The organism is Achromobacter sp. 1014246743 (assembly GCF_059760725.1).
In genome coordinates, this window is sequence record NZ_JCBANA010000048.1 from 14,351 (window position 1) to 33,724 (window position 19,374).

Consider the following 19,374-nt stretch of genomic DNA (forward strand, 5'->3'; position numbering starts at 1 on the left):
GCTCCATGGCTCCACAGCTACCCAATGCCGGCGCCCTGGCCGGCTGCAAAGTGATCGACCTGTCCCGCGTGCTGGGCGGTCCGTACTGCACCCAGATCCTGGCCGACCACGGCGCCGACGTGCTCAAGATCGAACCGCCCGGCGGCGACGAAACCCGGGGCTGGGGCCCGCCTTTCCTGGGCGACACGGCGTCGTACTTCGTGGGCGTCAACCGCAACAAGCGCGGCATGACGCTGGACCTGTCGCAGCCCGCCGGCCAGGAACTGCTGCGCCACCTGCTGAGCGACGCAGACGTGCTGGTCGAGAACTTCAAGCCCGGCACGCTGGAAAAGTGGGGCCTGGGTTACGACACGCTGAGCCAGCGGTTTCCCCGGCTGGTGCATTGCCGCGTCAGCGGCTTCGGCGCCGACGGCCCGCTGGGCGGCCTGCCCGGCTATGACGCCTGCGCCCAGGCCATGTGCGGCCTGATGAGCGTGAACGGCGAAGCCGACGGCGAGGCCACCCGCGTGGGCCTGCCGGTGGTGGACATGGTGACGGGCCTGAACGCCGCGGTGGCGATCCTGCTGGCATTGAACGAGCGCGTGCGCAGCCACCTTGGCCAGTTCCTGGACATCACGCTGTACGACTGCGCGCTGTCGCTGCTGCACCCGCACGCGCCCAACTACTTCTACAGCGGCAAGACGCCGGGCCGCAGCGGCAACGCGCATCCCAACATCGCGCCCTATGAAACCCTGCCCACCGCCAGCGGGCCGATCTTCCTGGCGGTGGGCAACAACCGCCAGTTCGCCCAGCTGGCCCAGGTGCTGGAAGCCCCCGCCCTGGCCGCCGACCCGCGCTATGCCGCCAACGCCGACCGCCTGGCAAACCGCCAGGCGCTGCGCGACGACCTGGCGGCGCTGCTGGCCCGGCACGAGGCCGCCGCGCTGGCCGACCGCCTGCTGCGCGCCGGCGTGCCGGCCGCCGCCGTGCAGACGGTGGACCAGGCGCTGGCGCACCCGCACACCCGGCACCGCGGCATGGTGCTCGAACAAGGGGACTATCGCGGCGTGGGCTCGCCCATCAAGCTGTCGCGCACGCCCGCCACGTTGCGGCGCTTGCCGCCGGACCTGACGCCCCCGACCGACTGAGGGTCTTCGCGGCCCGCCTGGCAGGCCCGCTTGGCGCCGCCCATCGGGCCCGTCACGATCTCTTCATCGCCCACCCTTGCGTGGGCATTTTCATGCCCTCGCAGGCGCTTTTGCATGTTTTTCATGCACAGACAATTCGTTGCATCACTGTTGCATTGCCCGGCACCAGGCCGATTTAGACTTTTTCCGTACTTCAGGGCCATCGCAATGGCGGCCCGTGACGTTGCCCTGGCGCGACTCCCCATCGAAATAAAACAAGGAGAATGACTATGGCTGCGAATGCCTCCAGCGGCAATGCGCCGCAAGAGAACGCCCCGCTCAAGCGGGTGATGGGACCCAAGCTGCTGTTGCTGTTCATCGTCGGCGACATTCTCGGCACCGGCGTGTATGCGCTGACCGGGCAGGTGGCCAAGGAGGTAGGCGGGGCCGCCTGGCTGCCGTTCCTGGTGGCGTTCGGCGTAGCGCTGCTGACCGCGCTGTCCTACCTGGAACTGGTGACCAAGTACCCGAAAGCGGCCGGCGCGGCGCTGTATGTGCACAAGGCGTTCGGCGTGCACTTCCTGACCTTCATCGTCTGCTTCACCGTCATGTGTTCGGGCCTGACATCGGCCGCGACCGCCTCGCAAGCCTTTGCCGCCAATATGTTCGCGGCCTTCGGCATGCAGGCCGACAAGACCTGGATCACGGTCGGCGCGCTGGGCTTCATGGCGCTGGTGATGCTGGTGAACCTGCGCGGCGCCTCGGAAAGCGTGCGCGCCAACGTGGTGCTGACGCTGATCGAACTGTCGGGCCTGCTGATGGTGATCCTGCTGGGCTTTTACGCCATGTCCGAAGGCCAGGCCGATTTCTCGCGCGTCATCGCCTTCGACACGCCGGAAGACAAGAGCGTGTTCCTGGCCGTCACCTCGGCCACGGCGCTGGCCTTCTTTGCCATGGTCGGTTTCGAGGACTCGGTCAACATGGCCGAGGAAACCCACAACCCCAGCCGCATCTTTCCGAAGGTGATGCTGACCGGGCTGGGCCTGACCGCGGTGATCTACGTGCTGGTGTCGATCTGCGCCGTGGCGCTGGTGCCGGTGGGCGAGCTGGCCAGCAGCAGCACGCCGCTGGTGCTGGTGGTCAAGCGCGCCGCGCCCGGGCTGCCGGTCGAGTACATCATGCCGGTGATCTCGATGTTTGCCGTGGCCAACTCGGCGCTGATCAACATGATGATGGCCAGCCGCCTCTTGTACGGGATGTCGCGCCAGGGCGTGCTGCCCTCGTTCCTGGCCCACGTGCATCGCCGCAACCAGACGCCCTGGACGGCCATCCTGTTCACCACCGTGCTGGCCTTCGGCCTGATCATCCTGGTGGCGCTGGGCGATTCCGAAGCCATCCGCGCGCTGGGCGGCACCACGGCCTTGCTGCTGCTGGGCGTGTTCGCCTTCGTCAACGTGGCGGTGCTGGTGCTGCGCCGCCACCCGGTCAAGCACGAGCACTTCCGCATCAACCGCGTCGTGCCCTGGCTGGGCGCCGCGGCCTGCCTGTTCCTGGTCACGCCGTTGACCGGCCGCGACGTGATCCAGTACCAGGTCGCCGGCTGGCTGCTGTTGCTGGGCGTGGTGATGTGGGGCGTGACCTACCTGGCGCGCCGCAAGGAAGACAAGATGCAGCTGGACCCGGCGGCGCTGGAGTGAACCGGCGGGCGGTTCGGACGGTGGCTGGCCGGACCGCTCGCCCGCTCCGGCTTCGTCACCGCGGAACTGGCTACCCGGTCCGCCCTAGCCGCCCTTCGCCAGGCCTTCGCGCCGCGGGTCCACCCCGCCCTGCAGGCCGTCCGGCGTAATCACGATGCCATGGATGCCGCTGGGAAACTCGGTGATCTTCACCGGGTGCCCCATGCGTTCCAATGCCGGCGCCAAGGCCTCCAGCGCAGTGCCCTTTTCCAGTTCGGTTTCCTTGTTGCGGCTGCCCATGTTGGGCAGCGCCGCCGCGGCCTGGATGTCCAGGCCCCAGTCCAGCACCGCCACCACTGTCTTGGCAACATAGTTGATGATGGCGCTGCCGCCGGGCGAACCCACCAGCAGGTAGGGCTTGCCGTCGCGCAGCACGATCAGCGGCGACATCGCGCTGCGCGGACGCTTGCCGGCTTCGACGCGATTGGCCACCAACCGGCCTTCGGGGTCCTTGAACGATGACGAGAAATCCGTCATCTCGTTGTTCAGCAGAAAGCCGCGCACGAAGATCTTGCTGCCGAATTCGTTCTCGATGGTGGTGGTCATGGACAGCGCATTGCCGTCCGCGTCCGCCGCCACCAGGTGGCTGGTCGATGGCTGTTCCAGCGCGTTGTCCTGGCCCCGCGACAGCAGCTTGCCTTCGGGGTCGCCGGGTAGCGCGACCTTCATGCTTCGATCCGGCTGGATCAACGCGCCGCGGGCGCGCAGGTAGACCGGGTCCAGCAGGGCGCGCACCGGCACCTTGACGAAGTCGGGGTCGGCCACGTAGAAGTCGCGGTCGGCAAACGCCAGCCGGCCGGCTTCCGAAAAATAGTGCACGGCCTCGACGCTGCCGGGCGCATAGCGCGACAGCGGGTACTGTTCCAGCTCGCCCAGCATCTGCAGCACGGCGATCGGGCCGCTGCTGGGCGGACCCATGCCGCACAGTTGGTAGCCGCGATAGGCACCGCAGACCGGCTCGCGCTCGCGCGCCTGGTAGCCCGCCAGGTCGGCCAGCGCCAGGTCGCCCGGCTTGGCGTGGGCATGCACCGCCGCCACGATGTCGCGCGCGATGTCACCTTGGTAGAAGGCGTCGGCACCGCCCTGGGCCACGGCGCGCAGCGTGGCGGCAAAAGCCGGGTTCTTCAGCACATGGCCGACGGGCCACGCCGCGCCATCGGGCGCATAGAAATAGGCGGCGGCGGCCGCCTGGCGCGGCAGTTCCTTGTTGCCCGCCAGCAGCTTGTGCAGGCGGGGCGACACCGCAAAACCCTGTTCGGCCAGGCGAATGGCGGGCTGGAACAGATCGGCCCACGGCAGCTTGCCCTGGCGCCGGTGCGCCATTTCCAGCCCGCGCAGCAGGCCTGGCACGCCCACCGCCATGCCGTTGTTGACCGACTGCACGAACGGCAGCGGCTTGCCCTCGGCATCCAGGAAGCGGTCGGGGCGCGCGGCGGCCGGCGCGGTCTCACGGCTGTCGTAGGTGACGATGCGGCCTTGCCTGGCCGAGTACACCACCATGAAGGCGCCCCCGCCGATGCCGGACGATTGCGGTTCGACCAGGTTCAGCACCAGTTGCGCCGCGATGGCGGCGTCGACCACGCTGCCGCCCCGGCGCAGCATCTCGTCGCCGGCCTCGGTGGCCAGCGGGTTGGCCGCCACCATCATGAAATGCGGCGCGCTCACCCGTTCGCGCGCGCGGGTGCCGGTGGCGGCCTCGGGGTTGAGGTCGTCGGTGGCAACGGGCGAACGGGCCCAGGCGGACGGCATCGCGGCCAGCGCGGCGGCGAGCAGGACGGCGGCGCAGGGACGCATGCGCATGACAGACTCCAGGGATGGCGCCGGCAGGCCGGCATGAGCTTGCATGATAGACAAATCGGCGCGTTCCTTGGCGCCGCCACCTGCCGTCTCGCCGCACCGTAGAATGCCGCTTTGCGCCGACACTTTCCCATTCCCATGCGCCTGCGCCACATCGAGATCTTCGAAGCGATCCGCCGCACCGGCTCCCTGACGCAGGCCGCGGCGGCGCTGCACATCACGCAACCGGCCGCCAGCAAGCTGCTGGCCAGCGCCGAGTCGCAGCTGGGCTTCAAGCTGTTCGAGCGCGTCAAGGGCCGCCTGGTCGCCACCCGCGAGGCCGACATCCTGACGCCCGAAGTCGCCCGCCTGAACCAGGACCTGGACAGCGTGCGCCGCCTGGCCGCCAGCCTGCGCGGCCGTCCCCATGCCCACCTGCGCCTGGGCTGCGCGCCGGCGCTGGGCCTGGGCCTGTTGCCGGCCGTGGTGCGCGACAGCCGCCAGGCCCAGCCCGGCCTGACGTTCGACATCCACACGCACCACAGCGCCGAGCTGGTCAACGGCATGCTGACGCGCGAGCTGGACCTGGCGGTGACCTTCGACACGCGCGACACGCCGGGCCTGACCCGCACCGAGGTGGGCCATACCGAACTGGTCCACCTGAGCGCACGCCCTGGCCGCGGCCCCCTGGCGCTGGCCGACATTGCGGGCGACGCACTGATCCTGCTGGACGCCAGCGATGCGTCCGGGGCGTTGCTGCAGATGGCGCTGGACGCGCAAGGCCTGACCCCGCGCGCCGCGGTGCGGGTGCAGACGCATTACGTGGCGTGCGCGCTGGCCCAGGCAGGTGCAGGCGATGCCATCGTGGACGCGGTCACGGCGCAGGCGATGCTGCGCCCCGACATGTACCTGCGGCGGCTGGCGCCGACCTTGCAAGTGCCGATCAGCGTGCTGGCGCGCGAGCAGGACCCCTTGCCAGCGTTGCATCGCGACCTGATCGACCGGCTGCGCGCCGCATGCGAGGCAAGCCGGGCCGCGCTGCACGCGTAGGTACGACGCACGCACGGCCGCCCCATGAAAAAGAGCGCCCTGGGGCGCTCTTTGCTTGACGGTTCAGGCAGCGGGCCAGGCCCGCGCCATCACGTCATCAGTCCAGCTTGATGTTCTGCTTTTTCACGACGTCCTTGGCCCAGTCGTACTGCTCCTGGATTTCCTTGGCGAATTCTTCCGGCGTGTTGCCCGACGGCGCCGAGCCCTGGTCGTCCAGCGCCTTGATGACCTTCGGGTCCTTCAGGGCCACGACGGCAGCGTCACGCAGCTTGTTCACGACTTCCATCGGGGTGCCCTTGGGCGCCAGCAGGCCATACCAGACGGGCTGGTTCAGCACGGGGAAGCCGGCTTCCTTGAAGTTCGGCACGCCCTTGAGCGCGGCGATGTTCTCCGGCCACGCGATGGCCATGGCGCGCAGCTTGCCCGCCTGGATCTGCGGCATGGAGGACGGCAGGTTGTCGAACAGGATTTCGATCTGGCCGCCGACGGCGTCGGCCACGGCCGGGCCCGAACCCTTGTAGGGCACGTGCACGATGTCGGTGCCCGTGGCCATCTTGAACGATTCACCCATCAGGTGCAGCACGCCGCAAGTGCCCGAGCTGCCATACGAGTACTTGCCGGGGTTCTTCTTGAGTTCTTCGACGAAGCCCTTGAAGTCCTTGGCCGGGAACTTCGGGTTCACGGCCACGACGTTGGCGGTGTTGGCGAAGTTGGTGACGGCCTGGAAGTCCTTGATGGGATCGTACGGCAGGTCGTTGGGGCGGCAAGCCGGGTTCACGGCCATGGTCGACACAGTGGCGATCGACAGCGTGTAGCCGTCCTTGTCGGCGCGAGCGGCTTCGGCCGCGCCGATGGCGCCGCCTGCGCCGCCCTTGTTCTCGACGACCATGGGCTGGCCCAGTTCCTGGCTCATGCGCTGCGTCACGAGACGGGCGATGATGTCGGTGGAACCGCCAGGTGCGAACGGCACGATGACGCGGATCGGCTTGCTGGGATACTTGTCGGCCGCGTGGGCGACGGACGCGCCGAGCGTGCCTGCGGCACCGGTTGCCACTGCGATGGCCAGAGCCAGGGAGCGAACTTTATTCATGGGTGTGTTTCCTCCAAGTGTGCGAGCCCGTATGTGAACGGACCGTTTTGTGGTGCACCCGCCTGTGGGCAGGTCAGCAGTTAACGGTGGGGGCGCATTGCTTAGTGTGCAGGGCTGAAGGCCGTGCTGTTTATGAGTTGCTTGTGGCACACGCGCCCGCCAGAATGACGGAGAATAGCAGCAAATGCTTACAGTCGCATAGCGAGCCGGTCATCGGCGCAGACCTCGAAAAAAACACATCCCATTATGTCGGTCGCACTGCTGGTTTTCCCTGATTTCTTGCTGGTCGCGCTAGGTTGGGCGCTGCGTCACAAACTGAATTTCTCACGCGAGTTTTTTGCCGGCACCGAGCGGCTGGTGTACTTCGTGCTGTTCCCCGCGCTGCTGTTCCAATCGATCCTGCGCACGCCGATCAGCGCGGGCAACGCCGCAATACTGTTGCAGGCGACGGCGGCGGTGATCGTGTCGGGCGTGGCGCTGTCGTGGCTGGCGGGGCTGGTGCTCAAGCCTTCGTCGCTGGGGCTGGCGTCGTCGGCGCAATGCGGCTTCCGGTTCAACACGTACATCGGGCTGGCGCTGTCGGCGAGCCTGGGCGGCGCACAGGGCCAAACGGTGATGGCGCTGATCATCGGGTTCGCGGTGCCGATGGCGAATGTGGCGGCGGTGTACGGCTTGGCGCGGCACAACGGCGGCAATCTGCTGCGCGAGCTGGCGCGCAATCCGCTGGTGGTGTCGACGCTGGCGGGGCTGGCATGCAATCTGGCGGGGCTGCATCTGCCAGGGCCGTTGGACACGGTGCTGGCGCGGCTGGGCGCGGCGGCGATCGCGTTGGGAATTCTGTGCGTGGGGGCCAGCCTGGCTTGGGAAGGCGGCAAGGGGTACGGGGGGTTGATTGCCTGGATGCTGGTGGTGAAGCTGGTGGGGTTGCCGCTTGTGGCGTTGGGGGTGGCTGGGTTGCTGGGGTTGCCTGCGCTTGAGGCGCGGATGCTGTTGTTGTTCGGGGCGTTGCCTACGGCTTCTGCGGCGTATGTGTTGGCGATGCGGATGGGGGGGGATGGGCGGATGGTTGCCGTCTTGATTTCCCTTGGAACGTTGCTTTCTGCTTTGACGATTCCTTTGTGGATGATGCTTGCTGCGGGTGGGTGATCTTGCTTGCCTAGGTTGTTCTTCGTAGGTCGCCTCTCGCGGCGGCGGCTTGCAGAGCGGGCGCCCACGATTGCGGTCCGGCGCGCGGGCGCCGGACTGCCCCGTCGTCATTCTCGTCCGCCTTCGGCTCCCTTCGAATTCCCTCGGGCGCATCGAGGTTGCCCGCTCTGCAAGCCGTCGCCGCGAGAGGCTACGTGCGTCTGCGATTGGCGCGCTGCTAGGTCTGGGCTTGCGTGAGAGATTTGCGGGGCCCGCAAAAACCGGCTGCGCGGGCAGCCGTTTTTTGCATACGCGGTGTCTTGCGTCGGGGCGGTGATCGCTGCGCGCTGATGAGGGATCGATTTCTTTTGAGATAGGCGCTGCATGCCGTGTGGGGTGGGCGGTGGTCGCTGCGCGCTGATGGGGGATCGATTTCTTTTGGGGTAGGCGCTGCATGCCGTGTGGGGTGGGCGGTGGTCGCTGCGCGCTTGCGGGGGGCTTGGCGCAAGCGCGGGCCGCGCATGCGGGGGCTGGCGAAAAAAAACCGCCCCATGGGGCGGTTTTTTTGTGGCGCTTTGCCTGGGTGGTGGTGGCGCCGGTCGTTTGGCTTACTTGCCGGCGTTCGTCATGCTGGCGGGGACGACCCACTCGGCGAATTGGGCTTCGGTGACGTAGCCCAGGGCCAGGGCGGACTCTTTGAGCGAGAGGCCTTCCTTGTGGGCTTTCTTGGCGATCTGGGCTGCCTTGTCGTAGCCGATGTGCGGGTTCAGGGCGGTGACGAGCATCAGCGAGCGGTCGACGAGTTCGGCGATGCGTTCGCGGTTCGGTTCGATGCCGGCGGCGCAGTGTTGGTCGAAGCTGGCCATGCCGTCGGTCAGGAGGCGCACCGATTGCAGGAAGTTGTGGATGACCAGGGGCTTGTAGACGTTCAGTTCGAAGTTGCCGCTGGCGCCGCCGATGTTGATGGCGACGTCGTTACCCAGGACCTGGGCGGCCAGCATGGTGATGGCTTCGCACTGGGTCGGGTTGACCTTGCCCGGCATGATCGAGCTGCCGGGTTCGTTTTCGGGGATGCTGATTTCGCCCAGGCCGGAACGGGGGCCGCTGGAGAGCCAGCGCACGTCGTTGGCGATCTTCATCAGGCCGGCGGCCAGGGACTTGAGGGCGCCGTGGGCGAACAGCAGGGCTTCGTGGGAGGCCAGGGCCTGGAATTTGTTGGGGGCCGAGACAAAGGCGGTTTCGGTGGCATGGGCCAGTTCGGCCGCGACCTTGGCGCTGAATTGCGGATGGGCGTTCAGGCCGGTGCCGACGGCGGTGCCGCCGATGGCCAGCTGGTGCAGGCCGGGCAAGGTGGCGCGGATCTGCTGTTCGGCCAGGTCCAGCTGAGCGACGTAGCCGGACAGTTCCTGGCCGAGCGTCAGCGGGGTGGCGTCCTGCAGGTGGGTGCGGCCGATCTTGACGATGTCGTAGAACTCGGCGCTCTTGGCGGCGAAGGTGGCGCGCAGGGTCTTCAGGGCCGGCAGCAGGTGGTGTTCGACCTGGACGGCAGCGGCCACGTGCATGGCAGTGGGGAAGGTGTCGTTGGACGACTGGCCGCGATTGACGTGGTCGTTGGGGTGGACCTTGCGTTCTTCGCCGCGCACGCCGCCCAGGATTTCCGAGGCGCGGTTGGCCAGCACCTCGTTCATGTTCATGTTGCTTTGGGTGCCCGAGCCGGTCTGCCAGACGGACAGCGGGAATTCGTTGGGCCACTTGCCGGCGATGACTTCATCGGCGGCGCGGATGATGCCGTCGGCGATCTTGGGATCGAGCTCGCCCAGGTCGGCGTTGACCTTGGCGGCCGCACGCTTCAGGCGCGCCATCGCATTGACCAGGGGCTCGGGCATCTTCTCGGTGGAAATCGCGAAGAAATGCAGCGATCGCTGGGTCTGTGCGCCCCAGAGGTGGTCCTCGGGGACTTCGATGGGGCCAAAGGTGTCTTTTTCGATGCGGGTCTTCATGGCGCTTACAGCTCCGTAGCAGCGTCCGTCGCGGTCGGCGGAGGAGCCGCCAGGCACGACTTATTTGAGAATAGCAATCACTTATAGATTAGCAGAAACCCGAATTCCTATAATTGCGTTCAATCCGCGTATCCATCCCGATCTTTTACCACTCGCTTACCCCCACGCGCCATGTCCGCTCCCCTCAGCAGCCTGACCCTGCACCTACCCGACGAAGCCGCCACCGACGCCCTGGCGCGGCAGCTGGCGCCGCTTGTTTCTGGCAAGCAAACCGGGCTGGCAGGCGCATGTATCCACCTTCAGGGGGACCTGGGGGCAGGAAAGACGGCCTTCACCAGGGCATTGTTGCGCGAATGCGGCATCACAGGCCGAATCAAGAGTCCAAGCTACGCGCTGCTTGAATCCTATAAAGTTTCTAACTTATACTTCTATCATCTTGATTTTTATAGATTTAGTGATTCGCGCGAATGGTTGGACGCAGGATTCCGGGATTTACTGCGTGAAGATGCGGTCGTTTTGATCGAATGGCCGGAGCGGGCCGAGGGCCTTTTGCCCCCGCCCGACCTGCAGATTTCCCTGGCTTACGCTGGCCAGGGACGCGACGCCACCCTGACCGCGTACACCGCTCGAGGACAAACATGGTTGAACGCGATTGTCCCCCCGCCCGACACGGCGCCCTCCCCGCAGCAGGCGCCACCCGACGTCGCCTGATCAGCGTCGCCGCCACCCTGCTCGTCCTGCCGGTCGTGCCGCGACTGGCCCAGGCCGCCACGATCCTGGCGGTACGTACCTGGCCGGCCGATGAATACACCCGGGTCACGCTGGAACTCGACAGCGAACTGAAGGCCGAACAATTCACCCTGGAAAATCCCCACCGCCTGGTGGTCGATATCGAGGGTCTGACCCTGAGCGCGGCGCTGAACGACCTGGTGTCCAAGGTCCGCCCCGACGATCCCTACATCCAGAGCCTGCGCGTGGCGCAGAACCGCCCGAACGTGGTGCGGCTGGTGTTCGACCTGAAGCAGGCCGTGGCGCCGCAGGTGTTCACGCTGAAACCCGTGGCGGACTACCAATACCGCCTGGTGCTGGACCTGTACCCCAAGATCGCGCAGGACCCGCTGGTCGCCATCCTGAACAAGAACGGCCCCGACGCCGACGACCCGCTGGCGCGCATCCTCGAAGACATCCAGCGCAATCCGGCCACCCGCGCCGACCCGCCCGAACCGCCGCGCGTGCGCGGCCAGCAGCCGGCCCCGCCCTTGGCGGTGCCCAAGGCGCCGCCGGCCACGGCCGGCCGCGGCAAGCAGCGCATGCTGACCATCGCGCTGGACCCCGGCCACGGCGGCGAAGACCCCGGCGCCATCGGCAGCAGCGGCCTGCGCGAGAAAGACGTGGTGCTGCGCATCGCGCGGCGCCTGAAGGCGATGATCGACAGCCAGCCGTACATGCGCGCCTATCTCACGCGTGACGACGATTTCTTCGTGCCGCTGCACGTGCGCGTGCAGAAGGCGCGACGCGTGCATGCCGACCTGTTCATCTCGATCCACGCGGATGCCTGGGTCAAGCCGTCGGCCAATGGCTCGTCGGTGTTCGCGCTGTCGCAGCGCGGCGCCACCAGCGCCCAGGCGCGCTGGATGGCCGACAAGGAAAACGCGGCCGACCTGATCGGCGGCGTCAACCTGGGCAGCCACGACCGCCAGGTGGCCAAGGTGCTGCTGGACTTGTCCACCACCGCGCAGATCAACGATTCGCTCAAGGTCGGCAACGCCTTCCTGGACGAGATCAAGAAGATCAACCGTCTGCACAAGAACAGCGTGGAACAGGCCGGCTTCGCCGTGCTGAAGGCGCCGGACATTCCGTCGGTGCTGGTCGAGACCGCCTTCATCAGCAATCCGCAGGAAGAGGCGCTGCTCAAGACCACCGCGCACCAGGAAAAGCTGGCGCAGGCCATGATGACGGGCATCCAGCGCTACTTCACGGCCAACCCGCCGCTGGCGCGGCTGGGCGACGTCAGCTGACACAAGACGGACTATCAAGCTAATGAACGCCGAGGCCCGCATCCCGTAGGGGATTGCGGGCCTTCTTCTTGCCGGGAGACATCTCCGGCAGGAGGTTGTCCATGCAAAATTTCTCGACGTTGAGTCCGAGCCTGGCCGGTAGAAGCGCGGGAAAAGCGATTCAAGACCCGTTCCAGGGGCTCGCCTCTGCATTACCAGGACGACCGCAGCTCGGCGCAAACCACCGCTTACCTGCTCGCTTTCAGTGCGGTAATTCATGGAAATTTGCTTCTATGGGATGAAGCAAATAATTCCATACTGCTTCATTATATTGACGCAAATTAATATTTATTGCTTCCTATTAGTGAAGCAAAATATTGATGGAAACTTCACTATAAGCTATCATTTTCTGCATCTTTGATAGCCTATAGGCCAGCAAAATGGATTCCAAATTAAGACAGCTCCGGCTGGAGCAGGTCCAGGCGTCGGCCGCCGCGTACTCGGAATTGATCAACCGTCGTCCCCCACCGCGTGGATGGCTGAAGGCCATCCGAGAGTCGCTAGGGCGCACCGAGCGACAGCAAGCCGAGAGGTTGAACATTACCGGTTCGACCCTGCACAAGTCGGAGCTAGCAGAAGCCGAGGAGCGAATCACACTCGGACAACTGCGCAAGTTGGCTGACGGACTGGACTGCGAGCTGGTCTATGCCCTGGTGCCCAGAAAGCCACTGACTCAGGTGGTCGAAGACCGGGCGCGCTCAATCGCCCTGCAGGAAGTAAGCGCAGTTGCGCACACCATGAGTCTGGAAGACCAACGTCCGGCAACCGACCGACTCCGCAAACAGGTTGAGCAGAGAACGGCTGAGCTACTCCGGGGCCGCTGGTCCGACCTATGGCGATAGCTTTTGACGAACAGGAAGGACAGACACCGCTCGACCCAGACGAGCTTGCAGGGCTGATACCGATCCACCTGACCACCCAGGGCGAACTGAATGACTGGGAACAGCTGAACATCCTGCAGGCCGTGCAATGGGTTCGCCGCCAACGCAAGGTCGATGTCCTCAGTGAAGAGTTCTGTCGCAACCTTCACAAGAAAATGTTCGACCAGACCTGGTTGTGGGCAGGCACGTTCCGCAAGTCCGACAAGAACATCGGATGTGACTGGACGCAGATCAGCGTCAAGCTGAGAAACCTGTTCGATAACACGCGGTGGTGGGTCGACAACGGCATATTCCTGCCTGACGAGATCGCCGCGCGATTCCACCGCGAGCTGGTGTGGGTTCATCCTTTTCCAAACGGCAATGGTCGACACTCACGAATGATGGCTGATGCGCTCTTGCGCAGCATGAAACAGCAGCCGTTTTCGTGGGGTGGCGGCGGGACATTGGTTAAAGCAGATAACGCCCGGTCTGATTACTTGACCGCGTTGCGTGCTGCGGACAAAGGTGACTACAGTTTGCTCTTCGTCTTCGTACGAAGTACGGCTTAGCCGTCGCACGGACAAGCAGGACTTCAAGCCCTCTGCGCCAGGCCGCCTTACTGCTGCCGGCGCGCACGCAGCAGCTTGAACAGCGCCGCCCCCACCACCGGCACGATGGCCGCGGCCAGGCCGAGCAGCACGATGGTGTTCAGGTGTTCCTTGACCAGCGGGATGTTGCCGAAGAAGTAGCCCGCGGCCACCAGGCTGATGACCCACAGCAGCGCGCCCAGGATATTGAACAGCTGGAAGCGCGACAGCGGCATGTCGGCCACGCCCGCCACGAACGGCGCGAACGTGCGCACAACCGGAATGAAGCGCGACATGACGATAGTCTTGCCGCCATGCTTTTCGTAGAAGGCGTGGGTGCGCATCAGCGCGCCGCGGTCCAGGAAGCGCAGGTTCATCGAAAACACGCGCGGGCCGATGTAGCGGCCGATGGCGTAGTTCAGCGTATTGCCGGTGACGGCGGCGACGATCAGCAGCACCGACAGCAGGATCGGGTCGAGGCTGCCCGTGGCGCCGAAGGCGCCGGCAATGAACAGCAACGAATCGCCCGGCAGGAACGGCAGCACCACCAGCCCGGTCTCGGCGAACACGATGAGAAACAGCACCAGATAGACCCACACGCCGTATTGCTGGACCCAGACGCCCAGCGTCTGGTCGATGTGGAGCACCATTTGGAAAAAATCTAGCATCGATACGGCCCTGAAAGCGGTTGGGGATCAGCCAGGAAATATAGCCCACCGGATCAACCTGCAAGATCAACGGGCAAAATCAAGAGGCTAAAATCATCCCTGTAGCTACACCGGGACACCCCATGACAGAACGCCGCTCCATTCTTGCACTGCCCGACCTGCTGATCAGCCAGATCGCCGCGGGCGAGGTGATCGAGAGACCCGCTTCGGTACTCAAGGAAATCCTTGAGAACGCCATCGACGCGGGCGGACGCGCGATCGAGGTGCGCCTGGAAGGCGGCGGCATCCGCCGGATTGCCGTCACCGACGACGGCGGCGGCATTCCGCCCGAAGAATTGCCGCTAGCCCTGGCGCGCCACGCCACCAGCAAGATCCGCAACCTGAACGAGCTGGAATCGGTGGCGTCCATGGGGTTTCGTGGTGAAGCGCTGGCGTCGATCGCGTCGGTGGCCCAGGTGTCCATCATTTCGCGCACCCGCGACGGCGAACATGCCTGGCAGATCGATGCCGGCAGCATGCAGGTCAGCCCCGCCTCGGGCCCGCCGGGCACGACCGTGGACGTGCGCCAGCTGTTCGACGCGGTGCCGGCGCGGCGCAAGTTCCTGCGCTCGGAAGCCACGGAATTCGGCCATTGCGTCGATGCCATGGAGCGCATCGCCATGGCGCATCCGCAGATCGCCTTCCGCCTGTTCCACCACGACCGCGCGCAACGCCAGTGGCTGCCGGCCGAGCCGCCGCAACGCATTCGCGACGTGCTGGGCGCGGAATTCGCCGAACACGGCCTGCTGCTGTCGCACAGCGTGGGCACGGTCAGCCTGGCCGGCATGATCACCCGCCCCACCGCGGCCCGCGCCCGCGCCGACCGCCAATACCTGTACGTCAACGGCCGCTACGTGCGCGACCGCACGGTCAGCCATGCGCTGCGCGCCGCCTACGCGGACGTGCTGCACGGCGACCGCCAGCCGGCCTACGTGCTGTTCCTGGACATTGACCCCGCGGCGGTGGACGTGAACGTGCACCCGGCCAAGCACGAGGTGCGCTTTCGCGACAGCGGCGCGGTGCACCGGTTCGTGACGCACGCGGTCAGCCAGACGCTGGCGCAGACGGGTGGCTCGTCCGCCGTCGCCCCGGCCGGCGCCGGGCGCGATGAGGAATTCGAGACCGTGGCGCCGTCGGGCACACCGCCCGGCGCCGCGGCGCCCGTGGGCGGCCCGCCAGGTGCGTCGCCGTCCACCCAGGCTGGCAGCACGCCGCTGTCCACACAGACCGGCAGCGCGCCCGGTGATGCCTCGCCCCGCCCCGGCTACACCGGCGCCGGCAGTGCCGCCCCGTACGGCCTGCGGCCCTCGCCCACCGCCCCGCGGCCGCACACCCAGGTGCCCTTCCGCCTGCATGCGGAACCCGCCGGCATCCCGGTGGCCGACTGGCAGTCGCTGTACCGCCCCCTGAACGACGACACCGCCCCACGTACCGAACCACTGCGCGACGCGGCCACGGCGGCGCCCGCCCCCGGGGCCGCCCTGCCTGCCGGCGAGGAACACCCGCTTGGCATGGCGCTGGGCCAACTGCATGGCATCTACATCCTGGCGCAGAACCGCCGCGGCATGGTGCTGGTGGACATGCACGCCGCACACGAACGGGTGGTCTACGAGCAGCTCAAGCAGGCGCTGGACGCCCGCAGCCTGCCGCGCCAGGACCTGCTGGTGCCGGTGGTGTTCCACGCCCAGGAAAAGGACGTGGCGGTGGTCGAAGAATTCGAGGAACAGCTGGAAGACCTGGGCTTCCAGATGCGGCCGTCAGGTCCCACGTCGATCGCAGTGCGCTCGGTGCCCGCCATCCTGGCGCGCGGCGACATCGAAACGCTGGCCCGCGCCGTGCTGCGCGACTTGGCCGGCGTGGGCGTGTCGCGCCTGTTGACCGAACAGCGCAACGAGCTGCTGTCGACCATGGCCTGCCATGGCTCGGTGCGCGCCAACCGCAAGCTGACCCTGGAAGAAATGAACGGCCTGTTGCGCCAGATGGAAGCCACAGAGCGCGCCGACCAGTGCAACCACGGCCGCCCGACCTGGGTGCAGTGGTCCGTGTCGGACCTGGACAAGCTCTTCCTGCGCGGGCAATAGATCTTGCCCGTGCCGTCCCCCGCCCCCGTCGTCATCTGCCTGGCCGGCCCCACCGCGGCTGGCAAGAGCGCCTCCACCCTGGCGCTGGCCGACCGCTGGCCGCTGGAAATCATCAACGTCGATTCGGCCACCATCTACCGCGGCATGGACATCGGCACCGCCAAGCCGTCGCCGGCCGAACAGGCGCAAGTGCCGCAGCACCTGCTGGATATCCGCGACCCGACGCAGTCGTACTCGGCCGCCGAGTTCCGCGCCGATGCGCGCCGCCTGATCGGCGAGATCCGCGCCCGCGGCCGCATTCCGCTGCTGGCCGGCGGCACCATGATGTACTACAAGGCGCTGCGCGACGGCCTGGACGACCTGCCCCAGGCGGACCCCGCGCTGCGCGCCGAACTGGAAGCCCGCGCCGCCCGCCTGGGCTGGCCGGCGCTGCATGCCGAGCTGGCGGTGCTGGATCCCGTCACGGCGGCGCGCCTGGCGCCCAACGACAGCCAGCGCATCCAGCGCGCGCTGGAAATCTGCCAGTTGTCCGGCCAGCCCATGTCCGCGCTGCTCAGCCGCGGCCAGCGCCCGCCCGATGACGACGCCGACCGCTACCTGACCATCAGCCTGGAGCCCTCGGACCGCGCCGCGCTGCACGCGCGCATCGAACAGCGCTTTGACGCGATGTTGGCCAACGGCCTGCTGGACGAGGTGCGCGGTCTGCATGCGCGCCCCGACCTGCACCCGGGCCTGCCGTCGGTGCGCTGCGTGGGCTATCGCCAGATGTGGGCCCACCTGGACGGCGAGATCCGCCTGGACGAAGCCCGCGAACAAGGCATCGCCGCCACCCGCCAGCTGGCCAAGCGCCAGATCACCTGGCTGCGGGCCCAGCCCGACCGCGTGATCGTCGACTGCCTGGCGGCCGACGCGGTGGCGCAGACCATCGACGCGGTGGCCGTGGCATTGGCGACCGCCCCTCAGGGCGGCGGCTGAACCGTCGAGGGACAGTAGGTCAGCGCGTTGAAGGACCGTGTTTCAGGTCGGCGGCTGGGTTGACTGAAGGCCGCTCAAGACCTTTACCTGCCCAGACCGATGGTTGCCGTCCTATCCAGGGCAAGGCATCTTCCAACTGGCCTGCGAGACCGAAAAGCAGGGCCTCTTGACCGAATCCTGCGACAAAGTGTGATCCCACTGGCATGCCAGTGGACGGATCGACAGACAAGGGCATCGACATCGCAGGGATGCCGGCGACGTTCGCCACCGCAGTGAAGGGGGAGTAACCGAATACCCGCTCGACCCACGCCAGGCCATCCAGATGCTCCTGTCCGGTGTTGTACTCGCCAATCAGTGGGGGCAGGTGGGGCAGGGTTGGCGTCAGGAGCACGTCGTAATGCTCGAAATAGGCGCCAAGGGCGCGTGTCACGGTGTTGCGTATATCGAGCGCCCCAAGCAGGTCGAGGCCTGTTATCTCCTGTCCGAGCGCATAAACGGCTGCGGTTGCCGGTTCGAGCACATCGCGATCAGGTTTGCGCCCCGTCAGTCGTGCCACCAGATTGATCCAGGCAGCGGTATTCACCCCGAAGAACTGCGCGTTGGCATGAACAAACGCTTCCCACGAAACGCCAGGGTCGAGTTGAACGTCCACGACGTCATGACCAAGGCTTTCGCAGAGCTTTGCAATCTGGCAAATCTGATCCGCCACTGCCGGCGACGTCCGTGTGCCGTTCAGCGGATGAAGCATCAATCCGATTCTGAGCGGTTGCGGGTCGGCGTCCAGCGCCGACAGGAAGGTGTTCGTGGGAGATGGAATGTAATAGGGCTCGCCCGTACCGCCGCCATGCACCGCGTCCAGCAGCGCGGCGCTGTCTCTGACGGTGCGGCTGAGACCGAACTGCACCGCCAGCCCGCTCCAGATCTCATCAACGAACGGGCCATTGGACACCCTGCCTCGGGTCGGCTTCATACCGAATAGTCCATTGGCCGCCGCTGGCACGCGGATACTGCCACCGCCGTCGGTTGCGTGGGCGAAAGGAACGATGCCCGCCGCGACCGCCGCCGCGGAGCCGCCACTTGATCCCCCAACGCTACGGCGGACGTCCCAGGGATTTCGCGTCGGGCCGGTGGCGATGCTCTCAGTGGTCGTGCTGATGGCAAATTCTGGCGTTGTCGTTCGTCCCATCGGTATCAATCCACTTTGGCGAAACCGTGTCATCAGCGTTGAATCCGCCGGGGCAACCAGACCGGCGGCAATGCGGCTGCCAAGCTCACTCGCGCGTCCGGCGCGTGTTGCGCCCAGATCCTTGATCAAAAACGGCACCCCTGAAAAGGCAGCGTTTTCCGCCTGCGCATGGCGCGGCATCACGACCTCGTCCGGCCAGGGCTCCACCACGGCATTGATGTGCGGATTGACCTGCTGGCAGGCCGCCAACGCCGCAGCCGTCACTTCATGTGCTGCGACATCCCCCTTTGCGATGAGCGCCGCAAGCCCCAAGGCGTCGTGTGAGGTGTACTCGTTCAGATTCATGCTGGCTTCCTCGTTTCCGGACCCGATATTGATAAAATGATACTAATCGGTATCAACAATACCATGAAGTATCATTGTCGCGATCGATTGTTCGGAAGAGATGAGATGCCTACGCTCAGAGAGCGCATTACCGCAGCCGCCTACAAACTATTTGACGAGTGCGGCATCCAGCACGTGACGATGGACGCGATCGCCGTTGAAGCGAAGACGACCAAAATGGGCGTCTACAGACATTTCGATTCGCGCGATGCCCTCATCGGGGATTGGCTGACGGCGACCATCGATCGTTATCGGCATGCGCTCGATGAGATCGAGCGGGTGCATCGCGATGACCCGCGTGCGCAGCTATTGGCGCTGGCCGAGTTTGTTTCGCAGGGGTTGGAGGCCATATCGCACCGGGGCTGCCCCTTCGTGAACACAATCGCCGAGATAGCAGACAGAGAGAATCCGCTACGCCAACAGATTGAAGCCCACAAAGCGACGCAGGCAGAGCGCGTTTATCAGATGTGTCGAAAGGCCAAGATTCCGGATCCGAAACTGGCCGCCGCGCAGATCAATTTTCTTCTCGAAGGCGCACAAGTCTGTGCGCAGAACGGGAGTGTCCAACCTGGGCAAGACAATCTCGTGAAGATCATGCGCACGATCGTGGATGTATCTGCCCGAGGCGCAGCCCAGTGACGTGCGGTGCAAGCG

16 protein-coding genes are annotated in these 19,374 nt (G+C 66.0%); 11 read left to right on the forward strand and 5 right to left on the reverse strand.

The window, feature by feature from the left end; genetic code table 11:
- Positions 1-5: 5 nt before the first annotated feature.
- Complete coding sequence (locus AC6LJ2_RS19810) at positions 6-1,127, forward strand: CaiB/BaiF CoA transferase family protein (protein ID WP_498152001.1); 1,122 nt, start codon at positions 6-8, stop codon at positions 1,125-1,127.
- A gap of 269 nt (positions 1,128-1,396) precedes the next feature.
- Complete coding sequence (locus AC6LJ2_RS19815) at positions 1,397-2,803, forward strand: APC family permease (protein ID WP_263913940.1); 1,407 nt, start codon at positions 1,397-1,399, stop codon at positions 2,801-2,803.
- Between the two features lie 84 nt (positions 2,804-2,887).
- Here the strand turns inward: AC6LJ2_RS19815 and ggt are convergent, their stop codons facing one another.
- The gene (gene ggt / locus AC6LJ2_RS19820) at positions 2,888-4,642 is read right to left on the reverse strand and encodes a gamma-glutamyltransferase (RefSeq protein WP_498152002.1); all 1,755 of its coding nucleotides are present in this window, start codon (positions 4,640-4,642) and stop codon (positions 2,888-2,890) included.
- Between the two features lie 135 nt (positions 4,643-4,777).
- Here ggt and AC6LJ2_RS19825 point away from each other — a divergent pair, with 135 nt between their 5' ends.
- On the forward strand, positions 4,778-5,668 hold the full coding sequence (locus tag AC6LJ2_RS19825) for a LysR family transcriptional regulator (protein ID WP_263913978.1): 891 nt from the start codon (positions 4,778-4,780) through the stop codon (positions 5,666-5,668).
- Between the two features lie 97 nt (positions 5,669-5,765).
- Here AC6LJ2_RS19825 and AC6LJ2_RS19830 read toward each other — a convergent pair whose 3' ends face one another.
- Positions 5,766-6,758 carry a tripartite tricarboxylate transporter substrate binding protein BugE gene (locus AC6LJ2_RS19830; RefSeq protein WP_263913938.1) on the reverse strand — a complete coding sequence of 331 codons (993 nt, stop codon included), beginning with the start codon at positions 6,756-6,758 and terminating at the stop codon, positions 5,766-5,768.
- 246 nt (positions 6,759-7,004) lie between these two features.
- On the opposite strand from AC6LJ2_RS19830, the gene AC6LJ2_RS19835 reads away from it, so the two are divergent.
- Positions 7,005-7,904: an AEC family transporter gene (locus AC6LJ2_RS19835; protein ID WP_498152003.1), complete on the forward strand. Its 900-nt coding sequence runs from the start codon at positions 7,005-7,007 to the stop codon at positions 7,902-7,904.
- Between the two features lie 587 nt (positions 7,905-8,491).
- Here AC6LJ2_RS19835 and fumC read toward each other — a convergent pair.
- On the reverse strand, positions 8,492-9,883 hold the full coding sequence (gene fumC / locus AC6LJ2_RS19840) for a class II fumarate hydratase (RefSeq protein WP_263913935.1): 1,392 nt from the start codon (positions 9,881-9,883) through the stop codon (positions 8,492-8,494).
- A 171-nt stretch (positions 9,884-10,054) separates the two neighbouring features.
- Between fumC and tsaE the strand changes: the two genes are divergently transcribed.
- From tsaE to AC6LJ2_RS19860, 4 genes are all read left to right on the forward strand, one after another.
- Positions 10,055-10,594 carry a tRNA (adenosine(37)-N6)-threonylcarbamoyltransferase complex ATPase subunit type 1 TsaE gene (tsaE, locus tag AC6LJ2_RS19845; RefSeq protein WP_498152004.1) on the forward strand — a complete coding sequence of 180 codons (540 nt, stop codon included), beginning with the start codon at positions 10,055-10,057 and terminating at the stop codon, positions 10,592-10,594.
- Positions 10,522-11,901: an N-acetylmuramoyl-L-alanine amidase gene (locus AC6LJ2_RS19850; protein ID WP_498152005.1), complete on the forward strand. Its 1,380-nt coding sequence runs from the start codon at positions 10,522-10,524 to the stop codon at positions 11,899-11,901. Before tsaE ends, AC6LJ2_RS19850 begins: the two co-directional genes overlap by 73 nt.
- Positions 11,902-12,320: 419 nt before the next feature.
- On the forward strand, positions 12,321-12,782 hold the full coding sequence (locus AC6LJ2_RS19855; RefSeq protein WP_263913932.1) for a mobile mystery protein A: 462 nt from the start codon (positions 12,321-12,323) through the stop codon (positions 12,780-12,782).
- A complete protein-coding gene (locus AC6LJ2_RS19860; RefSeq protein ID WP_263913931.1) occupies positions 12,773-13,369 on the forward strand; it encodes a mobile mystery protein B in 597 nt (198 codons plus the stop codon). Before AC6LJ2_RS19855 ends, AC6LJ2_RS19860 begins: the two co-directional genes overlap by 10 nt.
- Positions 13,370-13,416: 47 nt before the next feature.
- On the opposite strand, the gene AC6LJ2_RS19865 is transcribed toward AC6LJ2_RS19860, so the two are convergent.
- Entirely contained in the window at positions 13,417-14,055 is a 639-nt protein-coding gene (locus AC6LJ2_RS19865) for a VTT domain-containing protein (protein ID WP_498152006.1), read from the reverse strand.
- 122 nt (positions 14,056-14,177) lie between these two features.
- Here AC6LJ2_RS19865 and mutL point away from each other — a divergent pair, with 122 nt between their 5' ends.
- Positions 14,178-16,175 (forward strand): DNA mismatch repair endonuclease MutL, encoded by a 1,998-nt coding sequence (gene mutL / locus AC6LJ2_RS19870; protein WP_498152007.1) that lies wholly within the window; start codon positions 14,178-14,180, stop codon positions 16,173-16,175.
- Positions 16,176-16,178: 3 nt separating this feature from the next.
- The gene (miaA, locus tag AC6LJ2_RS19875) at positions 16,179-17,150 is read left to right on the forward strand and encodes a tRNA (adenosine(37)-N6)-dimethylallyltransferase MiaA (protein ID WP_498152008.1); all 972 of its coding nucleotides are present in this window, start codon (positions 16,179-16,181) and stop codon (positions 17,148-17,150) included.
- 19 nt (positions 17,151-17,169) lie between these two features.
- On the opposite strand, the gene AC6LJ2_RS19880 is transcribed toward miaA, so the two are convergent.
- Positions 17,170-18,681: an amidase gene (locus AC6LJ2_RS19880; RefSeq protein ID WP_263913926.1), complete on the reverse strand. Its 1,512-nt coding sequence runs from the start codon at positions 18,679-18,681 to the stop codon at positions 17,170-17,172.
- A 105-nt stretch (positions 18,682-18,786) separates the two neighbouring features.
- Between AC6LJ2_RS19880 and AC6LJ2_RS19885 the strand changes: the two genes are divergently transcribed.
- Positions 18,787-19,359, forward strand: coding sequence for a TetR/AcrR family transcriptional regulator (locus AC6LJ2_RS19885; protein WP_445658226.1), 573 nt, complete (start codon positions 18,787-18,789; stop codon positions 19,357-19,359).
- The last annotated feature ends 15 nt before the right edge of the window (positions 19,360-19,374 follow it).

Coding starts and splice junctions, on each gene's coding strand:
- AC6LJ2_RS19880 (WP_263913926.1), bottom strand. CDS start 18,681: ATGAATCTGAACGAGTACACCTCACACGACGCCTTGGGGCTTGCGGCG.
- AC6LJ2_RS19825 (WP_263913978.1), top strand. CDS start 4,778: ATGCGCCTGCGCCACATCGAGATCTTCGAAGCGATCCGCCGCACCGGC.
- AC6LJ2_RS19850 (WP_498152005.1), top strand. CDS start 10,522: ATGGTTGAACGCGATTGTCCCCCCGCCCGACACGGCGCCCTCCCCGCA.
- tsaE (WP_498152004.1), top strand. CDS start 10,055: ATGTCCGCTCCCCTCAGCAGCCTGACCCTGCACCTACCCGACGAAGCC.
- AC6LJ2_RS19860 (WP_263913931.1), top strand. CDS start 12,773: ATGGCGATAGCTTTTGACGAACAGGAAGGACAGACACCGCTCGACCCA.
- AC6LJ2_RS19810 (WP_498152001.1), top strand. CDS start 6: ATGGCTCCACAGCTACCCAATGCCGGCGCCCTGGCCGGCTGCAAAGTG.
- AC6LJ2_RS19855 (WP_263913932.1), top strand. CDS start 12,321: ATGGATTCCAAATTAAGACAGCTCCGGCTGGAGCAGGTCCAGGCGTCG.
- AC6LJ2_RS19830 (WP_263913938.1), bottom strand. CDS start 6,758: ATGAATAAAGTTCGCTCCCTGGCTCTGGCCATCGCAGTGGCAACCGGT.
- AC6LJ2_RS19815 (WP_263913940.1), top strand. CDS start 1,397: ATGGCTGCGAATGCCTCCAGCGGCAATGCGCCGCAAGAGAACGCCCCG.
- AC6LJ2_RS19835 (WP_498152003.1), top strand. CDS start 7,005: ATGTCGGTCGCACTGCTGGTTTTCCCTGATTTCTTGCTGGTCGCGCTA.
- fumC (WP_263913935.1), bottom strand. CDS start 9,883: ATGAAGACCCGCATCGAAAAAGACACCTTTGGCCCCATCGAAGTCCCC.
- AC6LJ2_RS19885 (WP_445658226.1), top strand. CDS start 18,787: ATGCCTACGCTCAGAGAGCGCATTACCGCAGCCGCCTACAAACTATTT.
- mutL (WP_498152007.1), top strand. CDS start 14,178: ATGACAGAACGCCGCTCCATTCTTGCACTGCCCGACCTGCTGATCAGC.
- ggt (WP_498152002.1), bottom strand. CDS start 4,642: ATGCGCATGCGTCCCTGCGCCGCCGTCCTGCTCGCCGCCGCGCTGGCC.
- AC6LJ2_RS19865 (WP_498152006.1), bottom strand. CDS start 14,055: ATGCTAGATTTTTTCCAAATGGTGCTCCACATCGACCAGACGCTGGGC.